The organism is Caballeronia sordidicola, assembly GCF_000729995.1.
GTDB lineage: Bacteria > Pseudomonadota > Gammaproteobacteria > Burkholderiales > Burkholderiaceae > Caballeronia > Caballeronia sordidicola_A.
In genome coordinates this window covers 84,102-108,139 of the sequence record NZ_JNFG01000006.1, presented here as the reverse complement: position 1 = coordinate 108,139, position 24,038 = coordinate 84,102, and the positions used below count along the sequence as shown (strand labels likewise).

Here is a 24,038-nt window from a genome sequence, read left to right as displayed (position 1 = left end):
GCACAGTTGCGCTGGATTGCGTTTGACTCTTCAATAGCGGCTTGGCCGGTTTTCCCGGTGGCCTCAGGACATACATGAAACACGCAAATTTTTCCCGTTGGTTGCTTGCAGGCGTTTGCTCCGCATCGCTGGTCGTGGCGGTTTCGGCGTTTGCCCAAGCCCAGGTCGACACGACTAAAAGCACGGTGACGGCGACATCGAAGCAAATGAACGTGCCGGTCGAAGGCAAGTTCAATAAGTTCACGGCGCAACTCGACTTCGATCCGGCGAAGCCGGCCGCGGGCAGCGCGAATCTCACCATCGATACGAGCAGCTACGATCTCGGCGATGACAGCTACAACAAGCAGGCGACCGACAAGGACTGGTTCGACACGGCCCATTTCCCGACCGCCACTTTTGTTTCAACGGCCATCGCGCCGGCTGGCGGGACCAAGTTCAACGTCAGCGGCAAGCTGACCATCAAGGGCAAGTCGCAGAACGTCACCGTGCCGGTCACCGTCACGAGCCAGGGTGCAACGCAAACCTTTGATGGCTCATTGCCCATCAAACGCACGCAGTTCGATGTCGGCTCAGGCGAATGGAAGGACACCTCGGTCGTCGCCGACGAAGTCGTCATCAAGTTCCACCTCGTCGCGGCCAAGAAATAAGCCGAGAAATAAGCGCTCATCAATCACCACATTCATCCAGGAAAACTCATGAAAAAGAACCTTCTGTTTGCAGCCGCCGGTGCGCTTTTCGCGGCCGTTTCGTTCAACGCGATGGCCGAAGAAGCCACGTATCAGCTTGATCCGGCCCACACGTCACCGAGCTTCGAAGCTGACCACTTTGGCGGCCTCTCGGTCTGGCGCGGCAAGTTCACCAAGAGCAGCGGCACCGTGACGCTCGATCGCGCGACCCAGAAGGGCACACTGGAAGCGACCATCGACATGACGTCGGTCGATATCGGCAATGAAAAGCTGAATGGTGAACTGAAGAGCGCGCAATTCTTCGACACCGATAAATTCCCGACGGCGACTTACAAGGGCACGTCGATCAAGTTCAAGGGCGATGTGCCTGTTGAAGTGATCGGCGAGCTGACGCTGCACGGCGTGACGAAGCCGGTGAACCTGAAGATTGAATCGTTCAAATGCATCATGCATCCGATGCTGAAGAAAGAAGTGTGCGGTACGGAATCGACGGGTACGTTCGATCGCGGCGACTTCGGCGTGGACTACGGCAAGGCATACGGCTTCAACATGAAGACGACGCTGCATATTCAAGCCGAAGGCGTGAAGCAGTAAGCCGGACGTTCTTTCTCGCTGGATAAGAAAACCGCTTCTGACCGAAGCGGTTTTTTTTCGCACCCGGTATTGCGAGGATATCGATCCGGTTTTCGGTGTGGCACAGTCTGTGGCGTTTGCACGTTTGCACGTTTGCACGTTGGCCGACAGCCCGTTACACCGATAAGAGCGCAACAAGTTGCATGGGACCAGAGTAGGCGCATGGGACCAGAGTAAGCGCTAAAGCGCCAACTCTGGTCGACACGCTAACTCTGGTCGACACTGGAGAGATGCATGAGCAGTACGTCATCAGCAGTACCGATCAGTCGGCCCGCCGCGTGGCGCGCGGTGGTAGCCGCGTCCATAGGCAACGCGCTCGAATGGTTCGACCTCGTGGTCTACGGGTTCTTCGCGGTCGTTATCTCGAAGCTGTTTTTCCCGTCGGGCAACGACTCGGTGTCCATCCTGCTGACACTCGGTACGTTCGGCGTATCGTTTTTCATGCGGCCGCTCGGCGCCATCGTGCTTGGCGCGTATGCCGACAGGGCAGGGCGCAAGGCCGCGCTCACGCTGTCCATCCTCTTGATGATGATGGGCACGTTCATCATTGCGGTGTTGCCCACATACTCGTCCATCGGCGTTGCCGCGCCACTGATCCTGGTGCTCGCGCGCCTGATGCAGGGCTTTTCGGCCGGCGGTGAGTTTGGCAGCGCGACGGCGTTCCTGGCCGAGCACGTTCCCGGCCGGCGTGGTTTCTTCGCGAGCTGGCAGGTCGCAAGCCAAGGCTTGACCACGCTCCTTGCAGCGATATTTGGCGTGGTGCTGACCGGCAACCTCTCGCCGGAACAGATGAGTACATGGGGCTGGCGTGTGCCGTTCATCTTCGGCTTGCTGATCGGGCCGGTGGCGTACTACATCCGCACTCGCCTTGATGAAACACCGGAATTCCTCGCCGCCGTTCCCACGACGACCCCTTTGCGCGACACCTTCGCGTCGAACAAGGAACGCTTGCTGATCGCCATTGGAACGGTGGTGCTGGGCACGGTGGCGACTTATCTCGTGCTCTTCATGCCGACCTATGCGATCCGGCAGTTGGGACTCGCGCCATCGGTGGCTTTCTCCGCGATCCTGCTCACGGGCGCGATCCAGATGGTCCTTTCACCCTTCGTAGGTCATCTCTCCGATACCCACGGCCGCACGCGCATCATGCTGATCTCGGCGGTGCTGTTGCTCGTGTTGATCTTTCCTCTCTTCACGTGGCTCGTCGGCCATCCAACCTTCGGCACGCTGCTGGTCGTTCAAGCGGTACTCGGCGTGTTGATGACCGGGTATTTCGCGGCGTTGCCGGGGTTGTTGTCGGAGATGTTTCCGGTTGCCACGCGCACGACCGGGATGTCGCTGGCTTATAACATTGCGGTGACGGTGTTCGGTGGATTCGGGCCGTTCATCATCACGTGGCTGATTGCATCGACGGGATCGAAAGCCGCACCCAGCTTCTATCTGATTTTCGCCGCGGTGGTGAGCCTGGTCGCATTGATGGCGGCGCGCAAGCGGCTGGGATTCAGGTGACGGTTTTGTGTGGGCCTGTTTGCACGTAGCCGTTGCAATTGCCGGCCCAAAAGCAAAAAAGGCCGATTCGTGAGAATCGGCCTTTCTTTTAAACCTCGAACGTCACATCTTCAAGCCTGCGATCAAACTTCCGCGCCTGCATTCGGATCGCCCGGATCGTATTTCGGCTTCTTGTCCTTCACCAGGTCTTCGCGCTTCACACCCAGCCACATAGCCAGCGCGGCCGCGACGAACACCGACGAATAGATACCGAACAAGATCCCGACCGTCAGCGCCAACGCGAAGTAATGCAGCGTCGCTCCGCCGAACAGGAACATGGACAGCACCATCATTTCCGTACAGCCGTGAGTGATGATGGTTCGCGACATCGTGCTGGTGATGGCGTGGTTGATCACCTCGATCACCGTCATCTTGCGTTGCTTGCGGAAGGTTTCGCGAATCCGGTCGAAGATAACGACGGACTCGTTCACCGAATACCCGAGCACCGCAAGAATGGCCGCCAGCACGGACAGCGAAAATTCCCACTGGAAGAACGCGAAGAAACCGAGAATGATCACCACGTCGTGCAAGTTGGCGATCACGCCGGCAACCGCGTATTTCCACTCGAAGCGGAACGACAGGTAGATCACGATACCGATCACCACGCACGCCAGCGCGAGCAAGCCGTTGGTCACGAGCTCTTTACCGACCTGCGGACCCACGAACTCCACGCGCTGCAACTGCACCTGCGCGTCCTGGATCTTCAATGCGGTCATCACCTGATCGCTCTGCTGCGCCGACGTCAAACCCTGCTTCAACGGCAGGCGAATCAGTACATCACGTGACGTGCCGAAGTTCTGCACCTGGGCATCGGGATAACCGAGCGCGCCCAACGTGCCGCGCACCGGTTCAAGCGGCACGGCTTGCGGATACTGCACTTCCACGACCGTCCCGCCGGTGAACTCCACCGACAGATGCAGCCCACGATGTACGAGGAAAAACACAGCCGCAAGGAACGTGATGAGCGAGATCGCGTTGAAAATCAACGCGCGCTGCATCAGCGGCAAGTCGCGGCGAATACGAAAGAATTCCATGATTTATTCTCCGGGACTCAGTTGGACGAGCCGGGTTTTTTCGGTTCAATACCAGGACCCGAGCGACGGCGCACGACCGGCTTGCCGGTGCGCACGGGTGGCGCGGCCTGCTTTTGCGAGCGGGCCGGAACCGGTGCTTTGGCGCGTGTTGCAGGCAGGACGACTTGATCGACGGCGGAGTCGTCGCCACGCTCATTTGCCAGGTAAGCAGCGGTGGCCGCAGCCGTGTCGCTGCCCGCGGGACGCCATACCTGACCGATTGCGAGCGACTGCAACTTCTTCTTGCCGCCGTACCAGAGGTTCACGAGGCCGCGCGAGAAGAACACGGCCGAGAACATCGACGTCAGGATGCCGATACAGTGCACGACCGCGAAGCCGCGCACCGGACCGGAGCCGAACGCCAACAGCGCCAGACCCGCGATAAGCGTAGTCACGTTCGAGTCGACAATCGTGGCCCATGCATGCGCAAAACCGTTCTGGATAGCAAGCTGCGGCGGCGCGCCGTTACGCAGTTCCTCGCGGATCCGTTCGTTGATCAGCACGTTGGCGTCGATCGCCATACCGAGTGCCAGTGCAATAGCTGCAATACCCGGCAGCGTCAGCGTGGCTTGCAGCATCGACAGAATGGCGACCAGCAGCAACAGGTTCACCGACAGCGACAACATGGAGATCAGGCCGAACAGCATGTAGTACGCGATCATGAAGACGGCGATCGCGGCAAAACCGTACTGCACGGAATCGAAGCCCTTCTTGATGTTGTCGGCCCCAAGGCTCGGACCGATCGTGCGTTCTTCAATGATGTCCATGGGCGCTGCGAGCGAACCTGCGCGCAGCAGCAGCGCCAGGTCGGCTGCTGCTTGCGGCGAAGGCTGGCCGGTGATCTGGAAGCGGTCGCCGAGTTCGGACTGGATGGTCGCGACTGTCAGCACTTCGCCCTTGCCCTTTTCGAACAGGATCATGGCCATCGGCTTGCCGATGTTGTCGCGCGACACGCTGCTCACCGCGCGGCCGCCGGCGGCGTCCAGGCGAATGTTCACCGACGGACGCTGATGTTCGTCGAAGCCCGACGATGCGTCGATGATCCGGTCACCCGTGAAGATCACCTGCTTTCTCACGAGCGTCGGGCCGGTATTGCCCTGCGTGAAGAGTTCGTCGCCCGGCGGAACCGGATCGTTCGGACCGGGATGGGTGTTGGTCGGATCGGCGAGACGGGCTTCAAGCGTCGCCGTCCGGCCGATGATGTCCTTCGCCTTCGCCGTGTCCTGCACGCCCGGCAATTCGACCACGATGCGGTCAGAGCCTTGTTGCTGGATCACCGGTTCGGCCACACCCAGTTCGTTCACACGGTTATGCAGTGTGACGATGTTCTGCTTCAGCGCGCTGTCTTCCGCCAGCTTTTGCGCGGCCGGCGTGAACGTACCGATCACTTGGTAACCGTCACCGCCCGGACTGGTCGCCCATTGCAGTTCGCTCAGGCCGCCCGTCAGCAGCGTGCGCGCGGCGTCGGCTGCGGCTTGATCCGCGAAATTCACGACGACCGACTGGTTCACGCGATTCACACCGCCATCGCGGATGTTTTTATCGCGTAACAGCGCGCGGGCATCCGCCGCGTTCGAGTCGAGCTTCTTGTTCAGCGCACCCGCCATGTCGACTTGCAACAGGAAGTGGACACCGCCGCGCAAGTCGAGGCCGAGGTACATGGGCAACGCGTGCAACGCGCTCAACCAGCGCGGAGAGGCTGCCTGCAAATTCAGCGCGACGATATATTGCGGATCGCTCGGGTCGCTGTTGAGCGTTTTCTGCAACAGATCCTTCACGCGCAATTGCGTGTCGGTGTCTTTCAGGCGCACGCGGATGTTGGCGTTCAACGACGAATTGTCGAACGTCACTTCATCGGGCGTCACCTTGTCGGCAGCCAGCGCGTTTTCGATGTTGGCAAGCGTGGTTGAATCCAGCTTGACCGTTGCCTTGCCGCTCGATACCTGCACCGCCGGCGCTTCGCCGAAAAAATTGGGCAGTGTATAGACGAGGCCGATGACTAGCGCCACCAGCATCACGGCATATTTCCAAAGTGGGTAGCGATTCATGGGGATGGCCGAACAGGAGAGTTGGCGAGGAGGGGTAAGCGACGCGTCCGGCGATGAGCGGGCAACTGGCCGCGGAGGCCGCGCCGGACGCGAGAAAAGTTGACCTTAGAGCGACTTGATCGTGCCTTTCGGGAGGATAGTCGTGACAGCAGCCTTCTGGATGGTAATTTCCGTACCTTCCGAAATTTCAACGCCGACGTACGCATCCGTCACCTTCGTGACCTTACCGACAATACCGCCGTTGGTTACCACTTCATCGCCCTTCGCCATGGCCGACAGCATATTGCGATGTTCCTTCTGGCGCTTCATTTGCGGACGAATCATGATGAAATACAGCACTGCAAACATCAAAATGAGCGGCAAAAAGCTCATGATGCTCGACTGGGCGCCATCTGCGCCGCCGCCGAAAGCTCTTGAAATGAAATCCACGTCCGTCTCTCCGTTATAACGATCAGAAAATTAGCCCGCTATTCTACCACCGGGCCACGCCACGTAAGCGCGGAATGCGCTTTGTGATCAAGCTGTTAAAGCGTGACGTAAAGCAATTGTAATGTTTATCAAGCCGATTGCAGATTCAATGGCCTGACGTTAGCCATCCGGTCAGTCAATTCCCCGTGCGCGATCCTCTTTAAACTGCTTCACAAATGCGTCAAACGCGTGATTTTCGATCGAATCGCGGATCTCTTGCATGAGTTGCAGGTAGTAGTGCAGGTTGTGAATCGTGTTCAGTTGCGAGCCGAGAATTTCACCCACGCGATGCAAATGGTGCAGATAACCGCGCGTGAAGTTGCGGCAGGTGTAGCAGCCGCAGGTTTCATCGAGTGGCTTGAGCGAGTTCTTGTGCGCCGCGTTGCGGATCTTGACGTCGCCGAAACGGGTGAACAGCCAGCCGTTGCGTGCGTTGCGGGTCGGCATCACGCAGTCGAACATGTCGACGCCCGACGCCACGCCCGCTACGAGGTCTTCCGGCGTGCCGACACCCATCAGGTAGTGCGGTTTGTCGGCGGGAAGCTTCGGGCCGATGTGTTCCAGCACGCGCATCATGTCTTCCTTCGGTTCGCCGACGGACAGGCCGCCGATCGCGAAGCCGTGGAAACCGATGTCCGCGAGACCGGCCAGCGATTCATCGCGCAAATCTTCGAACATGCCCCCCTGGACGATGCCGAACAACGCGTTCGGATTTTCACCCTTGGCGAATTCGTCGACGGAACGCTTGGCCCAGCGCATCGACATGCGCATGGAATCGGCTGCGTCCTGGTGCGGCGTGGGCACGTCGTTGGTGGCGTACGGCGTGCATTCGTCGAACTGCATCACGATGTCCGAGTTCAGCACCTTCTGGATCTGCATCGAGATTTCCGGCGATAAAAACAGCTTGTCGCCGTTGATGGGCGACGCGAACGTGACGCCATCTTCGGTGATCTTGCGCAGATCGCCGAGTGAAAAGACCTGGAAACCGCCGGAGTCGGTGAGGATCGGACGATGCCAGTTCATGAATCGATGCAAACCGCCGTGCGCCGCGATTGTTTCAAGCCCGGGGCGCAACCAGAGGTGGAACGTGTTGCCGAGGATGATCTGCGCGTGCATTTCCTCGAGCTCGCGCGGTGCAACGGCCTTGACCGTTCCGTATGTTCCGACGGGCATGAAGATCGGTGTTTCGACCACGCCATGGTTCAAGGTGACGCGGCCGCGTCGCGCCTGGCCGTCGGTGGTGATCAGCTCGAACTTGAGGCCGTTTTCGGGGCGGGCGGGTGCTTCAAGGGTATCGGCTGCGTTGCTTGTTGCGGTCATTCAAAAGCTCCTGTGCCACCGGAGGACAGTCCGGCGCAGATGGGTAAGGTGTTCTTGGGGTGCGGCGAGAATGCATAAGGTGATGCGGGCGGCACGATGATACGAGGCGCATTCAATCGTTCTTGCCTTGCCTTGCCACCGCGTCGCAGACGACGTTCTCAAGCCGCCGTTTGCCGCGTCAGCAGCATCGCGTCGCCGTAACTAAAAAATCGGTACCGCTCTTCAATCGCATGCGCATACGCCGCGCGAATCGCGTCCATGCCGGCGAAAGCCGAGACCAGCATCATCAGCGTCGACTTCGGTAAATGGAAGTTCGTCACAAGCCGGTCGACCACGCGAAATTTATACCCCGGTGTAATAAAAATGTCCGTCTCGGCGCTCGTTTCCGCGAGCGGCCGGCCGGCTTCAGCCGCGTCGCGGGCAGCCGCTTCGAGCGCGCGCAACGACGTTGTCCCGACTGCGACAACACGGTTCCCTCGCGATTTCGTCGCGGTGATCTTGTCCGCGAGTTCCTGCGGCAGCCGATACCATTCGCTATGCATCTTGTGTTCCGCAAGGTTTTCAACCCGCACTGGCTGAAACGTGCCCGCGCCCACGTGCAGCGTCAGCGTCGCGCGCTCCACGCCGCGTGCGTCGAGCGCGGCAAACAGCGCCGGGTCGAAGTGCAGGCCGGCCGTGGGCGCCGCGACCGCGCCGGGGTTCGCCGCGTAGACGGTCTGGTAGCGGGTTTCATCGAAGGAATCGGGATCGTGCTCTATATAGGGCGGCAACGGCAGGCGGCCGTATTGCTCGATCAGCGTGAGGCAATCGGCAGGAAAATGCAGCGTGTAGAACGGCTCCACGCGCTCACCGACCGTAACCTCGAATGCGTCGGCGAGAACCAGTTTCGTGCCCGGCAACGGACTTTTGCTGGCGCGGATCTGCGCGAGCGCGGTGGTTGCGCCGGTCAGGCGCTCGACCAGCACCTCGATACGGCCACCGCTGGCCTTCTGGCCGAGGAACCGAGCCTTCAGGACTTTGGTATCGTTGAAGACAAGCAGGTCGCCGGGTTCCAGCAGGTTCGGCAGTTCGGTGAAATGGCGATCGGTAAAGGTGGCCGTCGCGACGTGGTTATCTACGTCGAGCAAACGGCTCGCGCTGCGCTCGGTGAGTGCCGTTTGCGCGATCAGCTCGGGCGGCAGATTAAAATCGAAATCGGAAAGCGTGAACATGGGGAAAGCAGGTCGATGCGCGATGAAACGCGCGTTAGTTTGGCCAGGCGCTTGGCAAGGCGGCGCGGGGTGGGCGCGGGTTCAGTGCGTTAATTCAGGTTTCGTGGGCCGGATGTCTGATCGACCGTTGCGACGGTTTCAAATAACGTCGCGGCTTTCGAAATCACCGTGCCGCTTGCCGATCGCGCCCCGGAAAGCACAAGGAAGCCATTGGTTTCGCGGCTGCGTTCCATATGGCCGATGGGCAAAAACCCGTCGCCGGCCACCTATTTAGGCGCTTTAACGAACCCGCACATGCCGCGCGGCGAGCGGATGATGACCCCATCGCCGTGCCGAACGAAGCCGATATTGTACTTTGAAGAGATTAGATGCCCTTGTCCGACCGCCGATTGCTCGTTGCTCCTGACGCTGAAGACGCTCCCGATGCAGCCGGTGAACCCGACGCGCCCGTTCAAAAGCGCAAGCGCGGGCGAGGGTCAGCTGCGAAAACGCTCGCGAATCTGGAGATCGCCGCGGACAAGGTCCAGCCGTTGAAGCCCGCGGCGGCACCTCCAAAACCCGTCGACAAACTCGCCAAGCTCGGCCTCAAATCCGATATCGATCTCGTGCTGCATCTGCCGATGCGTTATGAGGACGAAACCAGCATCACGCCGATCGGCCATCTGATTCCCGGCGACAACACGCAGACCGAAGGCGTGGTGTTCGACAACGAGATCGCGTACCGGCCGCGCCGGCAGTTGCTGGTCAAGATCCACGACGACGCCGGCGACGAACTCACGCTGCGTTTTCTCAATTTCTACGGCTCGCAGGTCAAGCAGATGGCGATCGGCGTGCGCCTGCGGGTGCGTGGCGATGTGCGCGGCGGCTTTTTCGGCATGGAGATGGTGCATCCGGCGGTGCGTCCGGTGGATGAGGACACGCCGCTGCCGCAAGCATTGACGCCGGTGTATCCGAGCACGGCGGGGGTGTCGCAGGCGTATTTGCGTAAGGCTATCGACAGCGCGTTGTCGAGGGTTCATCTGCCTGAGTTGCTGCCGGAAAAAATCGCCCGCGCGCATCTGCAGCCGCTGAACGTGCCCGCTTTGCTCGATGCCGTCAAAACGCTCCATCATCCGCACGCCGATTCCGATGAAAACGCGTTGATCGACGGCACGCATCCGGCGTGGACGCGCATCAAGTTTGAGGAATTGCTCGCGCAGCAGTTGTCGCTCAAACGGGCGCATGAGGAACGCCGCACGCGCGCCGCTCCGGTGATGCCGCGGTTACAGCATGTGCCCGAATCGCTGGTCGCGCGGTTCATCGGTACGTTGCCGTTCAAGCTGACCGGCGCGCAGGAACGCGTGTGCGCCGAGATATCCGGCGAACTCATGTTGCCGCACCCCATGCAGCGCCTGTTGCAAGGCGACGTAGGCAGCGGCAAGACGATTGTGGCGGCGCTCGCTGCCGCGCAAGCCATTGATGCCGGTTATCAGGCCGCGTTGATGGCGCCGACCGAAATCCTCGCTGAACAACACGCCCGTAAGCTGCGCGCCTGGCTCGAGCCGCTGGGCGTGACGGTGGCATGGCTTGCCGGCAGCCTGAAGGCGAAGGAAAAACGCGCGGCGCTTGAAGCGGCGGCATCGGGAGCGGCGCACTTGGTGATCGGCACGCACGCGATCATTCAGGACGCGGTGGAGTTTGCGCGGCTTGGTTTTGTGATCGTCGATGAACAGCATCGGTTTGGCGTGGCCCAGCGGCTTGCGTTGCGAGCCAAGGCGCATAACGCCGCCGATGGTGTGAACAACTTCCAGCCGCATCAACTGATGATGTCGGCCACGCCGATTCCGCGCACGCTCGCCATGACGTATTACGCGGATCTGGATGTATCGACAATTGATGAATTGCCGCCCGGGCGCACGCCGATCCTGACCAAACTGGTCGCCGATAACCGCCGGGAAGAAGTGATCGCCCGCGTGCGCGAGGCGGCGCTGACCGGCCGGCAAGTGTATTGGGTGTGTCCGCTGATCGAAGAAAGCGAGACGCTGCAATTGCAGACGGCGGTGGAGACGTACGAGACGCTGGTTGCCGCGTTGCCCGAGTTGCGCATCGGGCTTGTGCATGGGCGTTTGCCGCCGGCGGAGAAAGCCGCCGTCATGGATGCATTCACGCGCGCCGAAGTCCAGTTGCTGGTCGCGACCACAGTGATTGAAGTCGGCGTGGACGTGCCGAACGCCTCATTGATGGTGATCGAGCACGCAGAGCGCTTTGGCCTGGCGCAGCTTCACCAGTTGCGTGGCCGTGTGGGGCGGGGCAGCGCGGCCTCAGTGTGCGTGCTGATGTACGCCGGGCCGTTGTCTCAGACGGCGCGCGCTCGATTGCAGACGATGCGTGAAACCACCGATGGCTTCGAAATCGCGCGTCGCGACCTGGAGATCCGCGGTCCCGGCGAGTTCCTCGGCGCGCGTCAGTCGGGCGCGGCGATGTTGCGTTTTGCGAGCCTGGAAAACGATGGCTGGCTGATCGAACCGGCGCGTGCGGCAGCGGACCAGATGCTGGCTCAGTTCCCCGAGGCGGTCACAAATCACTTGGCGCGATGGCTTGGCGCGCGCGAGCAATTTCTGAAAGCTTGAACGCAGCGCGATTTCCCGGGTCTTAAGCGACTGCATGCAAGCACGGGCTGCCGCGCTTGTACGCTGAGGCCGATGGCTGGCGCGAGATTTCCTCCGCGGATTCCAAGGCTTCGCTTGGTCACAGTTGGCGAATCCCCCCGACGGGTGTATAAGTCAAATCCTATCGATTCAATGACTCTGATTGGCCCCTAATGACCCTTACCGAATTGAAGTACATCGTTGCGGTGGCGCGCGAGCGGCATTTTGGCCGTGCGGCCGAGGCGTGTTTCGTGAGTCAGCCGACCTTGTCGGTAGCAATCAAAAAGCTGGAAGATGAACTGAACGTGCAGATTTTCGAGCGCGGCACCAGCGAAGTCAGCGTCACACCAATCGGCGAACAGATCGTCACGCAAGCACAGCGCGTTCTGGAACAAACCCTCGCCATCAAGGAAATCGCCAAGCTGGGCAAGGACCCGCTGGTTGGGCCGCTGCGTCTTGGCGTGATCTACACCATCGGGCCGTATCTGCTGCCCACGCTGGTCAAGCAGATGATCAAGCGCGTCCCGCAGATGCCACTGATGCTGCAGGAGAACTACACGCTCAAGCTCATCGAACTGCTCAAGCAGGGCGAAATCGATGTCGCCATCATGGCGCTGCCGTTTCCGGAAACGGGCTTGATGGTGCGCCCGCTGTTCGATGAACCGTTTGTTGTCGCCATGCCGGCGGGTCATCCGTGGGAAAACCGGCCCAAGATCAATGCCGATGACCTGAAGCTGGAAACCATGCTGCTGCTGGGCAGCGGCCATTGTTTCCGCGATCACGTGCTCGGCGTGTGCCCTGAACTGATGCGTTTTTCGCAGAACGCGGACGGAATCCAGAAGACCTTCGAAGGGTCATCGCTGGAAACCATCCGGCATATGGTCGCCAGCGGCGTCGGCATTACCGTGCTGCCGCGGATGTCGGTGATGGAAGTGAAACCGCACGCGGGCGGCGTGGATGCGGGTCTCCTGAGCTACGTTCCCTTCGAGGACCCGGTTCCGGACCGGCGCGTCGTGCTGGCGTGGCGCAAGAGCTTCACGCGGATGCCGGCTATCGAAGCCATTTGCGACGCAATCGCTGCCTGCAATCTCCCAGGTGTTACGCGGCTAGAGTTGCCCGCCGCAGTCAACTAATCCTGTCTTAGCTGGATTTAGCTCGTACCGCGTCCAGACTGGGCGCGGCTTCCGGCACCATTTCCCCGCCTCCCTCGATCCTCGTGCGCCCCGGATTCATTTGACCTATCGCATAGATTAAATTAATTGAATTCGATAAACAGATAGTTTTTGCTATTCTCACCTCCATGGATCGGCCCTGATCCAACAAAACAAACCGGAGGAAGCCATGACGCTGATCGCCCGCCAGGCCACGCAACTCGCCGCCGCTTATCGCGAAGCCAAAGGCGTTGTGGTGGACGTGCTAGCCAGCTTCGCCCGCACTTGCTGAAACTCACCCGGCATAACTTTTCGTCCCAGACAAATTTCACGGAGTAATCGATGACCAATCGCATCCTCACCAATGCAGCAGGCGCGCCAGTCGGCGACAACCAGAATTCGATCACCGCTGGTCCGCGTGGTCCGATCGCGCTGCAGGATTTCTGGCTGATCGAGAAGCTCGCGCATTTCGACCGCGAAGTTATCCCCGAGCGTCGTGTGCACGCCAAGGGATCGGGCGCGTTCGGCACGCTCAAGATCACGCACGATATTTCCCGCTTCACGAAAGCCAAGGTGTTCGCGGAAGTCGGCAAGCAAACGCCGTTGTTCATGCGCTTTTCGACCGTTGCGGGTGAACGCGGGGCGGCTGATGCCGAGCGCGACGTGCGCGGCTTCTCGATCAAGTTCTACACGGAAGAAGGTAACTGGGACGTCGTCGGCAACAACACGCCGGTGTTTTTCATCCGCGATCCGCTGAAATTTCCTGACTTCATCCATACGCAAAAGCGCGATCCGTACACCAACATGCGCAGCAACGTGGCGGCCTGGGACTTCTGGGCGCGGCATCCGGAATCGTTGCATCAGGTCACCATCCTGATGAGCGATCGCGGGATTCCGAAGAGCTACAGGCAGATGCATGGTTTCGGCTCGCACACGTATTCGTTCATCAACGCGAACAACGAGCGCTTCTATGTGAAGTTCCACTTCAAGTCGCAGCAGCCTCTCGAGAATTACACCGATGCCGAAGCGTCAGCGGTAGTCGGCGGCGATCGGGAAAGCGCGCAGCGTGATCTGGTCGACAACATCGATCGCGGTAATTTCCCGAAGTGGAATTTCCGCATCCAGGTGATGACGGAAGCTGAAGCCGCGACGTATCGCATGAATCCGTTCGATGTCACCAAGGTCTGGCCGCACAAGGATTTTCCGCTGATCGATGTAGGCACGATCGAGTTGAACCGCAACGCAGGTAACTATTTTGCTGATGTCGAGCAAGCCGCTTTCACGCCGGCGAACGTGGTGCCGGGTATTGGCTTCTCGCCGGACCGGTTGCTGCAAGGGCGCTTGTTCTCGTATGGCGATGCGCATCGGTATCGTCTTGGCATCAATCACCATCAGATTCCGGTGAACGCGCCGAAGACCGCCGTTCAGAACTCGTTTCATCGCGATGGCGGCATGCGCGTCGATGGCAACAGCGGTGGCCGCGTGAACTACGAGCCGAATCGCTTTGGCGACTTTGCGCAGGACCCGAGCGTGAACGAACCGGCGTTGGCGGCGGGCGCGGTGGAGCGTTACGACCATCGTGAAGACGACGACTACTACAGCCAGGCAGGCGCGCTGTTCCGACTCTTCGATGACGCGCAAAAGCAGCGCTTCTTCGGGAACATCGCACGGCACATTCACGGCGTGCCGAACGAGATCGTCGCGGTGCAGATCGAGCACTTCCGGCGTGCCGATCCGGCGTATGCGGCGGGTGTGGTCGCGGCGCTCGCGGCATTGGGCCAGAAGGTTGAAACGGCTGACGATGACGTGGAAGCCGCGGTGAAGTAAGCAGGACGGGACGCATTTTCAGAATGTGCGTCCCTTTGTGAATCGACATGCAGACTCAAGGGCTGAACTCAAGGAGAACGACGATGACACAAGCGATCATGACACTCGAACGGGCGGTGAGCGGTATCGAGGCGAAGAGTCTCAATGCGTCGCGCGGCGTACGGCTCGCGATCGGCTTTGGCATTGTCGCGGCGAGTTACGCGGCGGTGATTATCGAAGGATTGCATGGTGCGGGTCTGATCTGATTATCCTTGCAGCGCGTCGTCCTGACGCATCGAGATATCCCTTGTGGCCCGCCTCCATGGCGGGTCGCACTGCGTTTCTAAGATAAACTCACGAACGCTCGGCGGCCCCGGTAGCAGCATTGGACGGGTCGCTTGCACTGTTCGTATCACTCTCACGGAGTCACTATGGCGAAGAAAATCGCATCACCGGCTGTGAACATCGGTATCAGCGACAAAGACCGCAAGAAGATCGCCGATGGTTTGTCGCACCTATTGGCCGATACCTACACGCTGTATCTGAAGACCCATAATTTTCACTGGAACGTCACGGGGCCGATGTTCAACACGCTCCATCTGATGTTCGAAGGGCAATACACGGAACTGGCGCTGGCTGTTGATTCGATCGCCGAACGCATTCGCGCACTGGGCGTGTACGCGCCGGGTAGCTATCGCGAGTTCGCGAAGCTGTCGTCCATTCCTGAAGCCGATGGCATTCCGGTTGCCGAAGAAATGATTCGCCAATTGGTGGAAGGTCAGGAAGCGGTTGTACGCACGGCGCGCGCGATTTTCCCGCTGACCGACAGCGCTAATGACGAGCCGACGGCTGACTTGCTCACGCAGCGCATGCAGATTCACGAAAAGACCGCGTGGATGTTGCGCGCGATGCTTGGGCAGTAAGTTCGGTTCGATCGCCATGGATCGAGCGTGGCGAATGGAATTGAAGAAGCCCCGCGTTCGGCAGAACGCGGGGCTTCTTGGTTTTCGGGGTTTCTTCGCCGCGTCAAACCAGAAGGGAAAGCCAACCGCGAATCTCCTCTGCCTTAAAATGCGGTTACCGCCATTGCCGCCGTTCAACCGCCATGTTCGCTCGCCTCCCGCTGTATCTTCGCCTCGTCCGCATGGACAAACCCATCGGCAGCTTGCTGTTGCTGTGGCCGACGCTCAACGCGTTGTGGATTGCATCGAGCGGTCATCCGTCACCCATGCTCTTGCTCATCTTCGTGCTCGGCACGTTGCTCATGCGCTCGGCGGGTTGCGCGATCAACGACTACGCCGACCGCGACTTCGATAAACACGTGAAGCGCACCGAAAACCGGCCCATCACATCCGGCAAGATTGCCGCATGGGAAGCCGTGGCGCTGGCGGCGGCGTTATCGCTGATTGCGTTCTTACTGATCCTGCCGCTCAACACCCTGACCAAGGAGCTCTCGGTGTTCGCGCTGTTCGTCGCGGGGAGTTATCCGTTCACGAAGCGGTTCTTCGCGATTCCTCAGGCGTATCTCGGCATCGCGTTCGGATTCGGCATTCCCATGGCTTTTGCCGCCGTGCAGGACCACGTCCCCGCGCTCGCATGGATCATGCTGGCGGCCAACGTGTTCTGGTCGGTTGCCTACGACACCGAATACGCGATGGTCGATCGCGACGATGACATCAAGATCGGCATCCGCACATCGGCGCTGACGTTCGGACGTTTCGATGTCCTCGCGATCATGCTTTGCTATGCCGCAACGCTCGGGATCTACGTATGGATCGGCTTGACGCTGGCGTTCGGCGTGTTGTACTGGATCGGCTGGGCGGCAGCGATGGCATGCGCGATCTATCACTACACGCTGATCAAGAACCGCGAACGCATGCCGTGCTTCGCCGCGTTCAAACATAACAACTGGCTGGGTGGCGTACTGTTCGCAGGCATCGCGGCGAGCTACGCATTTATGCGGTAACACGATTCAAGCCAACCAGCGCTGAAGCGTTTCAGGTTGGTTGCATTGACACGACGCCGGATTTGTCGAGCAGGGCAGAGCCGAGTGGAGCCGCATCGCGCAAGGACGCTAACGCAAGCGCGTCACGTCGGTAGCCTGACGAACAGGTCCGGTAACAAGAAGCCATGGAAACCTCGTGGCTCTTCCCATTGATCGGGCCGACTTCAAGCCTTCCCCAACTCCTCGCCCATCTCCTTCGCCCGTGCATCCGCGGCCAACGCGCCACGAACGATAGCGTCCTTCACGCCCTGGGCATCGAAGGAAGCTAAAGCCGCGGCAGTCGTCCCTCCCTTCGATGTCACGCGCTCCCTCAACACGCTCGCTGGTTCGCTGGATTGCGCTGCCAATTGCGCCGCACCCGTGAACGTAGCCACCGCGAGCGCGCGGCCTTGCTCCTCGTCCATGCCAAGCTGCCGCGCAGCTTCCTGCATGGCTTCGATGAAATAAAACACATACGCCGGGCCGCTACCCGAAATGGCGGTGACGGCGTCGATCTTCGCTTCGTCGTCGAACCAGACGATTTTGCCAACCGCTTCCAGTACCTTCGACGCCAGCGCTTTGCCGGCATCGTCAACACCGGGCAGCGCGGCGAGACCCGTCACGCCCATGCCGATCAGCGCCGGCGTGTTCGGCATGGTGCGCACGATTTGCGTATAACCGCCGAGCCAGCGCGACAGGTCGGCGGCACGAATGCCGGCCGCGATGCTGATCACTAATTGCTTCGACAACACCGGCTGCAGCGCGGCGGCCACGTCCTTCAAGACCTGCGGTTTCACGGCGAGAAGGATCGCGTCGTAGTCAGCAAGTGTCGAATCGATGGACGCGCCCGTCGCCACGTCGAAGTCCTTTCCGGTACGAGCGCGCGCCTCTTCGCCAGGATCGACAACGTACAGATCCGCAGCCGCAACGCCGCGCTTGATCAAACCGCCGATAAGCGCGGATGCCATGTTGCCGCCACCGATAAACGCAATTTTCATAGTGAGTTCAGATCAAGGGTTCAGTTGGAATAATCGCGTGCGCCGAAGATAGCCGTGCCAATACGAACCAGGGTCGCGCCTTCGAGAATGGCGGCTTCAATATCCGCCGACATCCCCATGGAAAGCGTGTCGAGTTCCAGGCCTTCCGCGCGCAGTGTGTCCATGATTTCATGCAGCCGCCGATGCGGCGCGCGTTGTTCATCGAGTGTGCCGGCCGGTTCGGGAATCGCCATCAGGCCGCGCAGGTGCAAACGAGGAAGCGCGGCAACGGCGCGCGCGAGCGCCAGCGCTTCGTCTGGCGTCACACCGCTTTTCGACGCCTCTCCGCTCACATTCACTTGCAGGCAGACGTTAAGCGCTGCCATATTGCCACCGCGTTGGTCAGACAATCGCTCGGCAATCTTGAGCCGATCGACCGAATGCACCCAATCGAAATTCTCGGCGACCACTTTCGTCTTGTTCGATTGCAACGGTCCGATGAAATGCCACTCGATCTGGCTGCGCAAATCGGCCAGTTCAGCAATCTTGGCCACCGCTTCCTGCACGTAGTTTTCGCCGAACGCGCGTTGTCCGGCGTCGAAGGCGGCGCGAACATCCTCGGAAGGAAAGGTCTTCGATACCGCGAGCAACGTGACCGTGGACGCGTCGCGCGAAGCGTCCGCCGCCGCTTTCGCGATGCGCTGACGGACTTCGTCGAGGTGACGGGCTACATGAGAGGAGGACATGGAATCGGACGCCGCATATCGAGTAAGCAGAGGTCCGATTATACGGATGCCGTGAGCCGGTCCAGCACGCTCCCGGCAGCGTTAGCCATACAGCAGATGTTCGACAAGCTGGATCCAGTGCACGACGGGCGTGGACGTGCCGCTCTGCAAATGCGCGATACAGCCCACATTCGCCGATACGATCAGCTGCGGCTCGAGCTTCTCGAGCGCATCGAGTTTCTGGTCGCGCAAGGCGTACGAGAGTTTCGGCTGCAGCACCGAGTACGTGCCGGCCGAGCCGCAGCACGAATGACTATCGGCGGGAAGATGCACTTCTATGCCCAGCGCGGTGAGCAAGTTCTCCACGTGACCGCGGATTTGCTGGCCGTGTTGCAGCGTGCACGGCGGATGGAACGCGACGGTATGCACGGCGCGCCGCCTAGTCATGGCGGTCAGTTCGTCCTCGTATTGCGGCAGGATCTCGGACAGGTCCCGCGTCAGGTCCACGATCCGTGCAGCCTTCTCCGCGTAGACCGGATCATTGCGCAGCAAGTGCGCATATTCCTTCACGGTCGCGCCGCAACCGGACGCGTTCATCACGATTGCCTCCACGCCGTTTTCCACATACGGCCACCATGCGTCGATGTTGTTGCGCACGTCGTCCAGCGCCTCTTCGTTGTAGCCGAGATGCAGGCGGATCGCGCCACAACAACCGGCATCCGGCGCGGTCAGGATCTGAATGCCCAATGCATCGAACACCCGTGCAGTCGCTATGTTGACGTTCGGCATCATGGCGGGCTGGACGCAGCCGGCGAGCATCAGCATGGTGCGCTCATGCGTGCCGGTTGGCGGCTCCAGCGGCCGTTGCGCGACTGGAATCTTGGTCCGCAAGGCTTTGGGCAAGAGCGGCCGGAACTGCTGGCCGATCTTCATCGCAGGCGTGAAAAGCTTGCTGTTCGGCAGGAAATTGGCGAGCAGTTTGCGTTGGACGCGCTGGCCGAACGGCCGCTCCACTTTCGCTTCCACCACCTTCCGGCCGATCTCCACCAGCCGTCCATACTGCACGCCCGATGGGCACGTGGTCTCGCAATTACGGCACGTGAGGCATCGGTCCAGATGCAGTTGCGTGCTGCGTGTCACAGGCGCGCCTTCCAGCATCTGCTTGATCAGGTAGATCCGGCCGCGCGGGCCGTCGAGCTCATCGCCCAATATCTGATAGGTCGGGCACGTCGCCGTGCAGAATCCGCAATGCACGCACTTGCGCAGGATAGCCTCGGCTTCTTCGCCATCGGCGGTGTCGCGCATGAAGTCGGCGAGGTTGGTTTGCATCGCGTTGGTCTTTCAGCTCAGAAGTCGGGGTAGAGGCGGCCGCGATTGAAAATGCTAGCGGGATCGAATGCGGCTTTCAGGCCACGATGAATCTTCATCAACGGGGCGGCCAAGGGCGTGAAGACGCCCGCGTTACGGTCATACGATGCGCTCGACCGGAAGATGGTCGCGTGGCCGCCGGCCTGCTTGGCGCTGATGCGCACGGTTTGCGGATCGGCGTCGGTGATCCACCAGCGTTGCGCGCCGCCCCATTCCATCAGATGCGGGCCGGGAAGGTGCATCGGCTCGGCAATCGATGGCAACGACAGCCGCCACAAAGCCGATTTCGGCGGTATGACCGCGAAGAACGGATCCAGTTGCTCGCGCAAACCGCACCAGAAACGCTCGGCTTCAACCGCGTCCACCACTTCGCCGCCCAGCGATGTCCGCGCCGCTTTCACCGCTGCTTCCGCGCCGCCCAGGCGCAACGCGAGCGTGTGGTCACGCCACGCGCTACCGGTTAGCGGCAACGGGTGTCCGCTCCATTCGTTGAGCTTGCGCACGGCGTCCGTGTCGTTCATTTCGAACTTGAGCGTGGCTTCGGCAACGGGTTTCGGCAGCACTTTCACCGATACCTCCAGGATCAACCCCAGCGTGCCGAGCGAGCCCGCAAGCAGCCGCGAGACATCGTAGCCCGCGACGTTCTTCACGACCTGGCCGCCGAAATGCAGCACGTGGCCCTGGCCGTTCATCACCACGGCGCCGAGCACGAAATCGCGCGGCGCACCGGCCGCGGCGCGCCGCGGGCCGGCCAGTCCGGCTGCAATACAGCCGCCGAGCGTGGCGTTTGGCCCGAAGTGCGGAGGTTCGAACGGCAGCATCTGGCCGCATTCGTCCAACCGCGCTTCGATCTCTTTGAGCGGCGTGCCCGCTTTCGCGGTTATCACGAGTTCGGCCGGGTCATATTCGATAATCCCGCGATGCGCCCGCGTATCGACTATCTCGCCTTGCAGCGTCTGTCCGTACCAATCCTTCGTGCCGCCGCCGCGAATCCGTAGCGGGGTGTTGCTCGCCGTCGCGGCGCGAATACGCTCGGACCAGCTCGCGACAATGTCTTCCGTTGTCATGGTGTCCCGCGGTTTTTATGGCTCTTGGGTCAGTGTATCGGCGTGTTCCCGCACGGCCACTCGTATAAACGTGGATACGTGTGCGGGCTTGAACGCCGGGGAACCACCGCCGATGCTTCAAAGGGACATTAATGGGATGTCATGACCAGGCAGCGTTTAGAAGCACTGCCTAAACATGCCACCTGCGCACGTCGCTGCGCACGCCGCTTAAAAGCGTGGAATCTCGGGATGCGGCAGCAAGCCGCCGCGAATATGCATTTTCCCGTACTCGGCGCAACGCGCGCGCGTCGGGATGCCTTTGTCGGGATTGAGCAGGCCGGGGGGATCGAAGGCACGTTTTATCGCGTGAAACGTATCGCGTTCTTCGGGCGAAAACTGGACGCACATGGAGTTGATCTTTTCGATACCCACGCCATGCTCGCCCGTCACCGTTCCGCCCAGCTCCACACAGGTTTCGAGGATGTCCGAACCGAATGCCTCGGCGCGGTGCCATTCGTCCAGATCGTTGCCGTTGAACAGGATCAGTGGGTGCATGTTGCCATCGCCGGCGTGGAAAACGTTCATGCAACGTAGTGCGTACTTTTTTTCCATCTCTTCAATACGCGCCAGCAGCGGTCCGATCTGGCGGCGCGGCACGGTACCGTCCATGCAGTAATAATCAGGCGAGATACGGCCGGCGGCCGGAAACGCGTTCTTGCGGCCGGACCAGAACTTCAGCCGTTCGGCTTCCGAACGCGAAATCTGGATACGGTTCGCGCCAAATTCGCGCAGCACGGACGTCATGCGGACGATTTCTTCCATGACTTCGTCGTGCGTGCCGTCCGATTCGCACAGCAAGATAGCCTTCGCGTCGAGGTCGTAACCCGCTTTCACGAACTCTTCCACGGCGCGTGTCGCGGGTTTATCCATCATCTCGAGCCCGGCAGGGATGATGCCGGCCGCGATGATCGCCGCGACCGCGTTGCCGCCTTTGACGACGTCGTCGAAGCTCGCCATGATCACCTGGGCCGTTTGCGGCTTGGGGATCAGCTTGACGGTGATCTCGGTGACGATGGCGAACATGCCTTCGCTGCCGATCAGCACCGCCAGCAGGTCGAGCCCCGGCGCATCAAGCCCAAGCGAACCGAATTCGAGGATGTCGCCTTCCATCGATACCGCGCGCACTCGCATCACGTTGTGACACGTGAGGCCGTACTTGAGGCAATGGACGCCGCCGGAATTCTCGCTGACATTGCCGCCGATCGTGCAGGCAATCTGCGATGACGGATCGGGCGCGTAGTAGAGCCCATACGGAGCTGCGGCTTCGGATATGGCGAGATTGCGCACGCCGGGCTGGACCGTGGCGGTCCGCGCGTATGGGTCGACCTCCACGATCTTGCGAAAGCGCGCAAGCGACACCACGATTCCATGCCGGATCGGCATGGCGCCGCCCGACAGGCCTGTTCCCGCGCCACGCGGAACGATCGGCACGTCGAGCCGCGCGCAGATCTGCACGACGCGCTGAACCTGCGCCTCGGTTTCGGGCAGCGCGACTGCAAGCGGCAGCCGCCTGTACGCCGCGAGCCCGTCGCACTCGTAAGCGGCCGTGTCTTCCTCGCGATACAGCAGGCAATGCGTCGGCAGCACGGCCATCAACGCCTGGACCACTTCGCGCTGACGTTGCGCCAAAACATCAGGCGTTAGTTCGGCGGATGCGTTCATGTCTCCTCCCGGCGGTGTTTGTGCTCTGGAGCATTCCAAAAACCAGAGCGTTGATCTTGCACCTGCGCGTGGCTGCCGTCGATCGGGCTAATTACGGGGACGGAGCATGTTTTCGTGCGGGCGCGTCATTCGCGCCGCACGCTTGCTCGCTGCTCGGCTATCCGGAAGTAATCAACCCGCGTTCAATCAAGCGTCGTACGAGAATATCTTGCCCGGGTTCATCAGGTTTTTCGGGTCGAGCGCGTGTTTGATCGAACGCATTACGCTGATCGCGTCCTCACCGTGTTCCTCGATCATGAAACCCATCTTGTGCAACCCGACGCCATGTTCGCCGGTACACGTTCCGCCCATGCGCAGCGCGCGTTCCACAATTCGATGGTTGATCCGCTCAGCTTCTTCGAGTTCTTCCGGTTTCGACGGATCGAGCAGCATGGCGACGTGGAAATTGCCATCGCCCACATGGCCGACGATAGGGCAAGGCAGCGTGCTGACCTTCAGGTCCTGCTCCGTTTCAATCACGCATTCGGCCAGCCGCGAGATTGGCACGCAAACGTCCGTGGTGACGGCGCGGCAGCCGGGTTTCAGTTGCAGCATCGCGAAATAGGCGTTGTGACGGGCGTTCCACAGGCGGCTGCGATCTTCCGGCCGCGTTGCCCATTCGAAGTCCGTGCCACTATTTTGCGCAACTATTTCCTGCACCGTTTCCGCCTGCTCCTTCACGCTGCTTTCGGTGCCGTGGAACTCGAAGAACAGCATCGGTGATTCGCGAAAAGTGAGGTTCGAATGGCGGTTGATCGCGCGCACGGCCAGCGAATCCAGGAATTCGACGCGAGCCACGGGCACGCCCATCTGGATGGTTTCGATGGTGGCGCGCACGGCGTCGCCCATCGACGGAAATGCGCACACCGCCGCCGATACCGCTTCCGGCTGCGGATAAAGCCGCACGGTGATTTCGACGATCACGCCGAGCGTGCCTTCCGAGCCGACGAACAAGCGCGTGAGGTCGTACCCCGCTGACGATTTGCGCGCCCGGGTGCCGGTCTTGATGACGCGGCCATCCGCTAACACGACGGTGAGGCCGAGCACGTTCTCGCGCATCGTGCCGTAGCGCACGGCATTGGTGCCCGACGCACGCGTCGCCGACATCCCGCCAATGCTCGCATCCGCGCCGGGATCGATGGGGAAAAACAGCCCGGTGTCTTTCAGCGCTTCGTTCAACTGCTTGCGCGAAATGCCGGGCTGCACGGTGACCGTCAGGTCTTCGGCGTCGATCGATAAAACCTGGTTCAAGCCCGACATATCGATCGATACACCGCCTTGGACCGCCAGCAAATGACCTTCCAGCGACGAGCCGTTGCCGTACGGAATGACAGGCACATTGTGTTCGGCGCAGAGCCGGACCACGGTCTGGACCTCTTCCGTGCTGGTCACGAAAACGACGGCGTCGGGCAGTTGCGGATCGAACGGCGATTCGTCGCGGCCGTGGTGCTCACGCACCGCGGTGGTGGTCGATACGCGTTCGGCGAACGCGGCTTTCAGCGCGTCGAGCAAGGCGGTGGGGAAGGTGCGGCGGACGGCGAGCGGCGGGACGGGGTGGTTCACGGCATGTCTCCGGACATCGGTGTGACGGGATGTTGGGAGCACG

The 24,038-nt window shown here is 60.7% G+C and carries 20 protein-coding genes; 9 read left to right on the top strand and 11 right to left on the bottom strand.

The genetic code is table 11. The annotated features are described in order from the left end of the window. Nucleotides 1-74 precede the first annotated feature (74 nt). From FH08_RS0106205 to FH08_RS0106195, 3 genes are all read left to right on the top strand, one after another. Complete coding sequence (locus FH08_RS0106205; protein ID WP_031357494.1) at nucleotides 75-647, top strand: YceI family protein; 573 nt, start codon at nucleotides 75-77, stop codon at nucleotides 645-647. A 48-nt stretch (nucleotides 648-695) separates the two neighbouring features. Further along, complete coding sequence (locus FH08_RS0106200; protein ID WP_031357493.1) at nucleotides 696-1,280, top strand: YceI family protein; 585 nt, start codon at nucleotides 696-698, stop codon at nucleotides 1,278-1,280. Nucleotides 1,281-1,553: 273 nt separating this feature from the next. After that, on the top strand, nucleotides 1,554-2,828 hold the full coding sequence (locus FH08_RS0106195) for an MFS transporter (protein WP_031357492.1): 1,275 nt from the start codon (nucleotides 1,554-1,556) through the stop codon (nucleotides 2,826-2,828). Nucleotides 2,829-2,950: 122 nt separating this feature from the next. Here FH08_RS0106195 and secF read toward each other — a convergent pair whose 3' ends face one another. The 5 genes from secF to queA all read right to left on the bottom strand — a co-directional run bounded on the left by secF (nucleotide 2,951) and on the right by queA (nucleotide 8,987). After that, nucleotides 2,951-3,901: a protein translocase subunit SecF gene (secF, locus tag FH08_RS0106190; protein WP_031357491.1), complete on the bottom strand. Its 951-nt coding sequence runs from the start codon at nucleotides 3,899-3,901 to the stop codon at nucleotides 2,951-2,953. Nucleotides 3,902-3,918: 17 nt separating this feature from the next. Beyond that, on the bottom strand, nucleotides 3,919-5,988 hold the full coding sequence (gene secD, locus FH08_RS0106185; protein ID WP_031357490.1) for a protein translocase subunit SecD: 2,070 nt from the start codon (nucleotides 5,986-5,988) through the stop codon (nucleotides 3,919-3,921). 105 nt (nucleotides 5,989-6,093) lie between these two features. Further along, nucleotides 6,094-6,417, bottom strand: coding sequence for a preprotein translocase subunit YajC (gene yajC, locus FH08_RS0106180; protein WP_031357489.1), 324 nt, complete (start codon nucleotides 6,415-6,417; stop codon nucleotides 6,094-6,096). Between the two features lie 171 nt (nucleotides 6,418-6,588). Further along, complete coding sequence (gene tgt, locus FH08_RS0106175; protein ID WP_031357488.1) at nucleotides 6,589-7,776, bottom strand: tRNA guanosine(34) transglycosylase Tgt; 1,188 nt, start codon at nucleotides 7,774-7,776, stop codon at nucleotides 6,589-6,591. 158 nt (nucleotides 7,777-7,934) lie between these two features. Continuing rightward, a complete protein-coding gene (gene queA / locus FH08_RS0106170) occupies nucleotides 7,935-8,987 on the bottom strand; it encodes a tRNA preQ1(34) S-adenosylmethionine ribosyltransferase-isomerase QueA (RefSeq protein ID WP_031357487.1) in 1,053 nt (350 codons plus the stop codon). A 368-nt stretch (nucleotides 8,988-9,355) separates the two neighbouring features. Between queA and recG the strand changes: the two genes are divergently transcribed. From recG to ubiA, 6 genes are all read left to right on the top strand, one after another. Beyond that, on the top strand, nucleotides 9,356-11,596 hold the full coding sequence (gene recG / locus FH08_RS0106160; protein WP_031357486.1) for an ATP-dependent DNA helicase RecG: 2,241 nt from the start codon (nucleotides 9,356-9,358) through the stop codon (nucleotides 11,594-11,596). A gap of 191 nt (nucleotides 11,597-11,787) precedes the next feature. Further along, the gene (locus FH08_RS0106155; RefSeq protein ID WP_031357485.1) at nucleotides 11,788-12,747 is read left to right on the top strand and encodes a hydrogen peroxide-inducible genes activator; all 960 of its coding nucleotides are present in this window, start codon (nucleotides 11,788-11,790) and stop codon (nucleotides 12,745-12,747) included. A 360-nt stretch (nucleotides 12,748-13,107) separates the two neighbouring features. Then, nucleotides 13,108-14,592, top strand: a complete 1,485-nt coding sequence (locus tag FH08_RS0106145; RefSeq protein ID WP_031357484.1) for a catalase — start codon at nucleotides 13,108-13,110, stop codon at nucleotides 14,590-14,592. Nucleotides 14,593-14,675: 83 nt separating this feature from the next. Continuing rightward, nucleotides 14,676-14,837: a hypothetical protein gene (locus FH08_RS52460; RefSeq protein ID WP_160172434.1), complete on the top strand. Its 162-nt coding sequence runs from the start codon at nucleotides 14,676-14,678 to the stop codon at nucleotides 14,835-14,837. 165 nt (nucleotides 14,838-15,002) lie between these two features. Beyond that, nucleotides 15,003-15,494 (top strand): Dps family protein, encoded by a 492-nt coding sequence (locus FH08_RS0106135; protein WP_031357483.1) that lies wholly within the window; start codon nucleotides 15,003-15,005, stop codon nucleotides 15,492-15,494. Between the two features lie 182 nt (nucleotides 15,495-15,676). Further along, entirely contained in the window at nucleotides 15,677-16,537 is an 861-nt protein-coding gene (gene ubiA / locus FH08_RS0106130; protein WP_031357482.1) for a 4-hydroxybenzoate octaprenyltransferase, read from the top strand. A 203-nt stretch (nucleotides 16,538-16,740) separates the two neighbouring features. Here the strand turns inward: ubiA and proC are convergent, their stop codons facing one another. The 6 genes from proC to FH08_RS0106100 all read right to left on the bottom strand — a co-directional run bounded on the left by proC (nucleotide 16,741) and on the right by FH08_RS0106100 (nucleotide 23,995). Beyond that, nucleotides 16,741-17,553 carry a pyrroline-5-carboxylate reductase gene (proC, locus tag FH08_RS0106125; protein ID WP_031357481.1) on the bottom strand — a complete coding sequence of 271 codons (813 nt, stop codon included), beginning with the start codon at nucleotides 17,551-17,553 and terminating at the stop codon, nucleotides 16,741-16,743. A gap of 20 nt (nucleotides 17,554-17,573) precedes the next feature. Further along, complete coding sequence (locus tag FH08_RS0106120) at nucleotides 17,574-18,278, bottom strand: YggS family pyridoxal phosphate-dependent enzyme (RefSeq protein ID WP_031357480.1); 705 nt, start codon at nucleotides 18,276-18,278, stop codon at nucleotides 17,574-17,576. 81 nt (nucleotides 18,279-18,359) lie between these two features. Further along, entirely contained in the window at nucleotides 18,360-19,586 is a 1,227-nt protein-coding gene (glcF, locus tag FH08_RS0106115; RefSeq protein ID WP_031357479.1) for a glycolate oxidase subunit GlcF, read from the bottom strand. A gap of 17 nt (nucleotides 19,587-19,603) precedes the next feature. Then, a complete protein-coding gene (glcE, locus tag FH08_RS0106110) occupies nucleotides 19,604-20,692 on the bottom strand; it encodes a glycolate oxidase subunit GlcE (RefSeq protein WP_031357478.1) in 1,089 nt (362 codons plus the stop codon). Nucleotides 20,693-20,899: 207 nt separating this feature from the next. Beyond that, nucleotides 20,900-22,393 carry an FAD-linked oxidase C-terminal domain-containing protein gene (locus FH08_RS0106105; protein WP_031357477.1) on the bottom strand — a complete coding sequence of 498 codons (1,494 nt, stop codon included), beginning with the start codon at nucleotides 22,391-22,393 and terminating at the stop codon, nucleotides 20,900-20,902. Between the two features lie 186 nt (nucleotides 22,394-22,579). After that, the gene (locus tag FH08_RS0106100) at nucleotides 22,580-23,995 is read right to left on the bottom strand and encodes an FAD-binding oxidoreductase (protein ID WP_031357476.1); all 1,416 of its coding nucleotides are present in this window, start codon (nucleotides 23,993-23,995) and stop codon (nucleotides 22,580-22,582) included. Nucleotides 23,996-24,038 lie beyond the last annotated feature (43 nt).

Coding starts and splice junctions, on each gene's coding strand:
- FH08_RS0106205 (WP_031357494.1), top strand. CDS start 75: ATGAAACACGCAAATTTTTCCCGTTGGTTGCTTGCAGGCGTTTGCTCC.
- FH08_RS0106200 (WP_031357493.1), top strand. CDS start 696: ATGAAAAAGAACCTTCTGTTTGCAGCCGCCGGTGCGCTTTTCGCGGCC.
- FH08_RS0106195 (WP_031357492.1), top strand. CDS start 1,554: ATGAGCAGTACGTCATCAGCAGTACCGATCAGTCGGCCCGCCGCGTGG.
- secF (WP_031357491.1), bottom strand. CDS start 3,901: ATGGAATTCTTTCGTATTCGCCGCGACTTGCCGCTGATGCAGCGCGCG.
- secD (WP_031357490.1), bottom strand. CDS start 5,988: ATGAATCGCTACCCACTTTGGAAATATGCCGTGATGCTGGTGGCGCTA.
- tgt (WP_031357488.1), bottom strand. CDS start 7,776: ATGACCGCAACAAGCAACGCAGCCGATACCCTTGAAGCACCCGCCCGC.
- queA (WP_031357487.1), bottom strand. CDS start 8,987: ATGTTCACGCTTTCCGATTTCGATTTTAATCTGCCGCCCGAGCTGATC.
- recG (WP_031357486.1), top strand. CDS start 9,356: ATGCCCTTGTCCGACCGCCGATTGCTCGTTGCTCCTGACGCTGAAGAC.
- FH08_RS0106155 (WP_031357485.1), top strand. CDS start 11,788: ATGACCCTTACCGAATTGAAGTACATCGTTGCGGTGGCGCGCGAGCGG.
- FH08_RS0106145 (WP_031357484.1), top strand. CDS start 13,108: ATGACCAATCGCATCCTCACCAATGCAGCAGGCGCGCCAGTCGGCGAC.
- FH08_RS52460 (WP_160172434.1), top strand. CDS start 14,676: ATGACACAAGCGATCATGACACTCGAACGGGCGGTGAGCGGTATCGAG.
- FH08_RS0106135 (WP_031357483.1), top strand. CDS start 15,003: ATGGCGAAGAAAATCGCATCACCGGCTGTGAACATCGGTATCAGCGAC.
- ubiA (WP_031357482.1), top strand. CDS start 15,677: ATGTTCGCTCGCCTCCCGCTGTATCTTCGCCTCGTCCGCATGGACAAA.
- proC (WP_031357481.1), bottom strand. CDS start 17,553: ATGAAAATTGCGTTTATCGGTGGCGGCAACATGGCATCCGCGCTTATC.
- FH08_RS0106120 (WP_031357480.1), bottom strand. CDS start 18,278: ATGTCCTCCTCTCATGTAGCCCGTCACCTCGACGAAGTCCGTCAGCGC.
- glcF (WP_031357479.1), bottom strand. CDS start 19,586: ATGCAAACCAACCTCGCCGACTTCATGCGCGACACCGCCGATGGCGAA.
- glcE (WP_031357478.1), bottom strand. CDS start 20,692: ATGACAACGGAAGACATTGTCGCGAGCTGGTCCGAGCGTATTCGCGCC.
- FH08_RS0106105 (WP_031357477.1), bottom strand. CDS start 22,393: ATGAACGCATCCGCCGAACTAACGCCTGATGTTTTGGCGCAACGTCAG.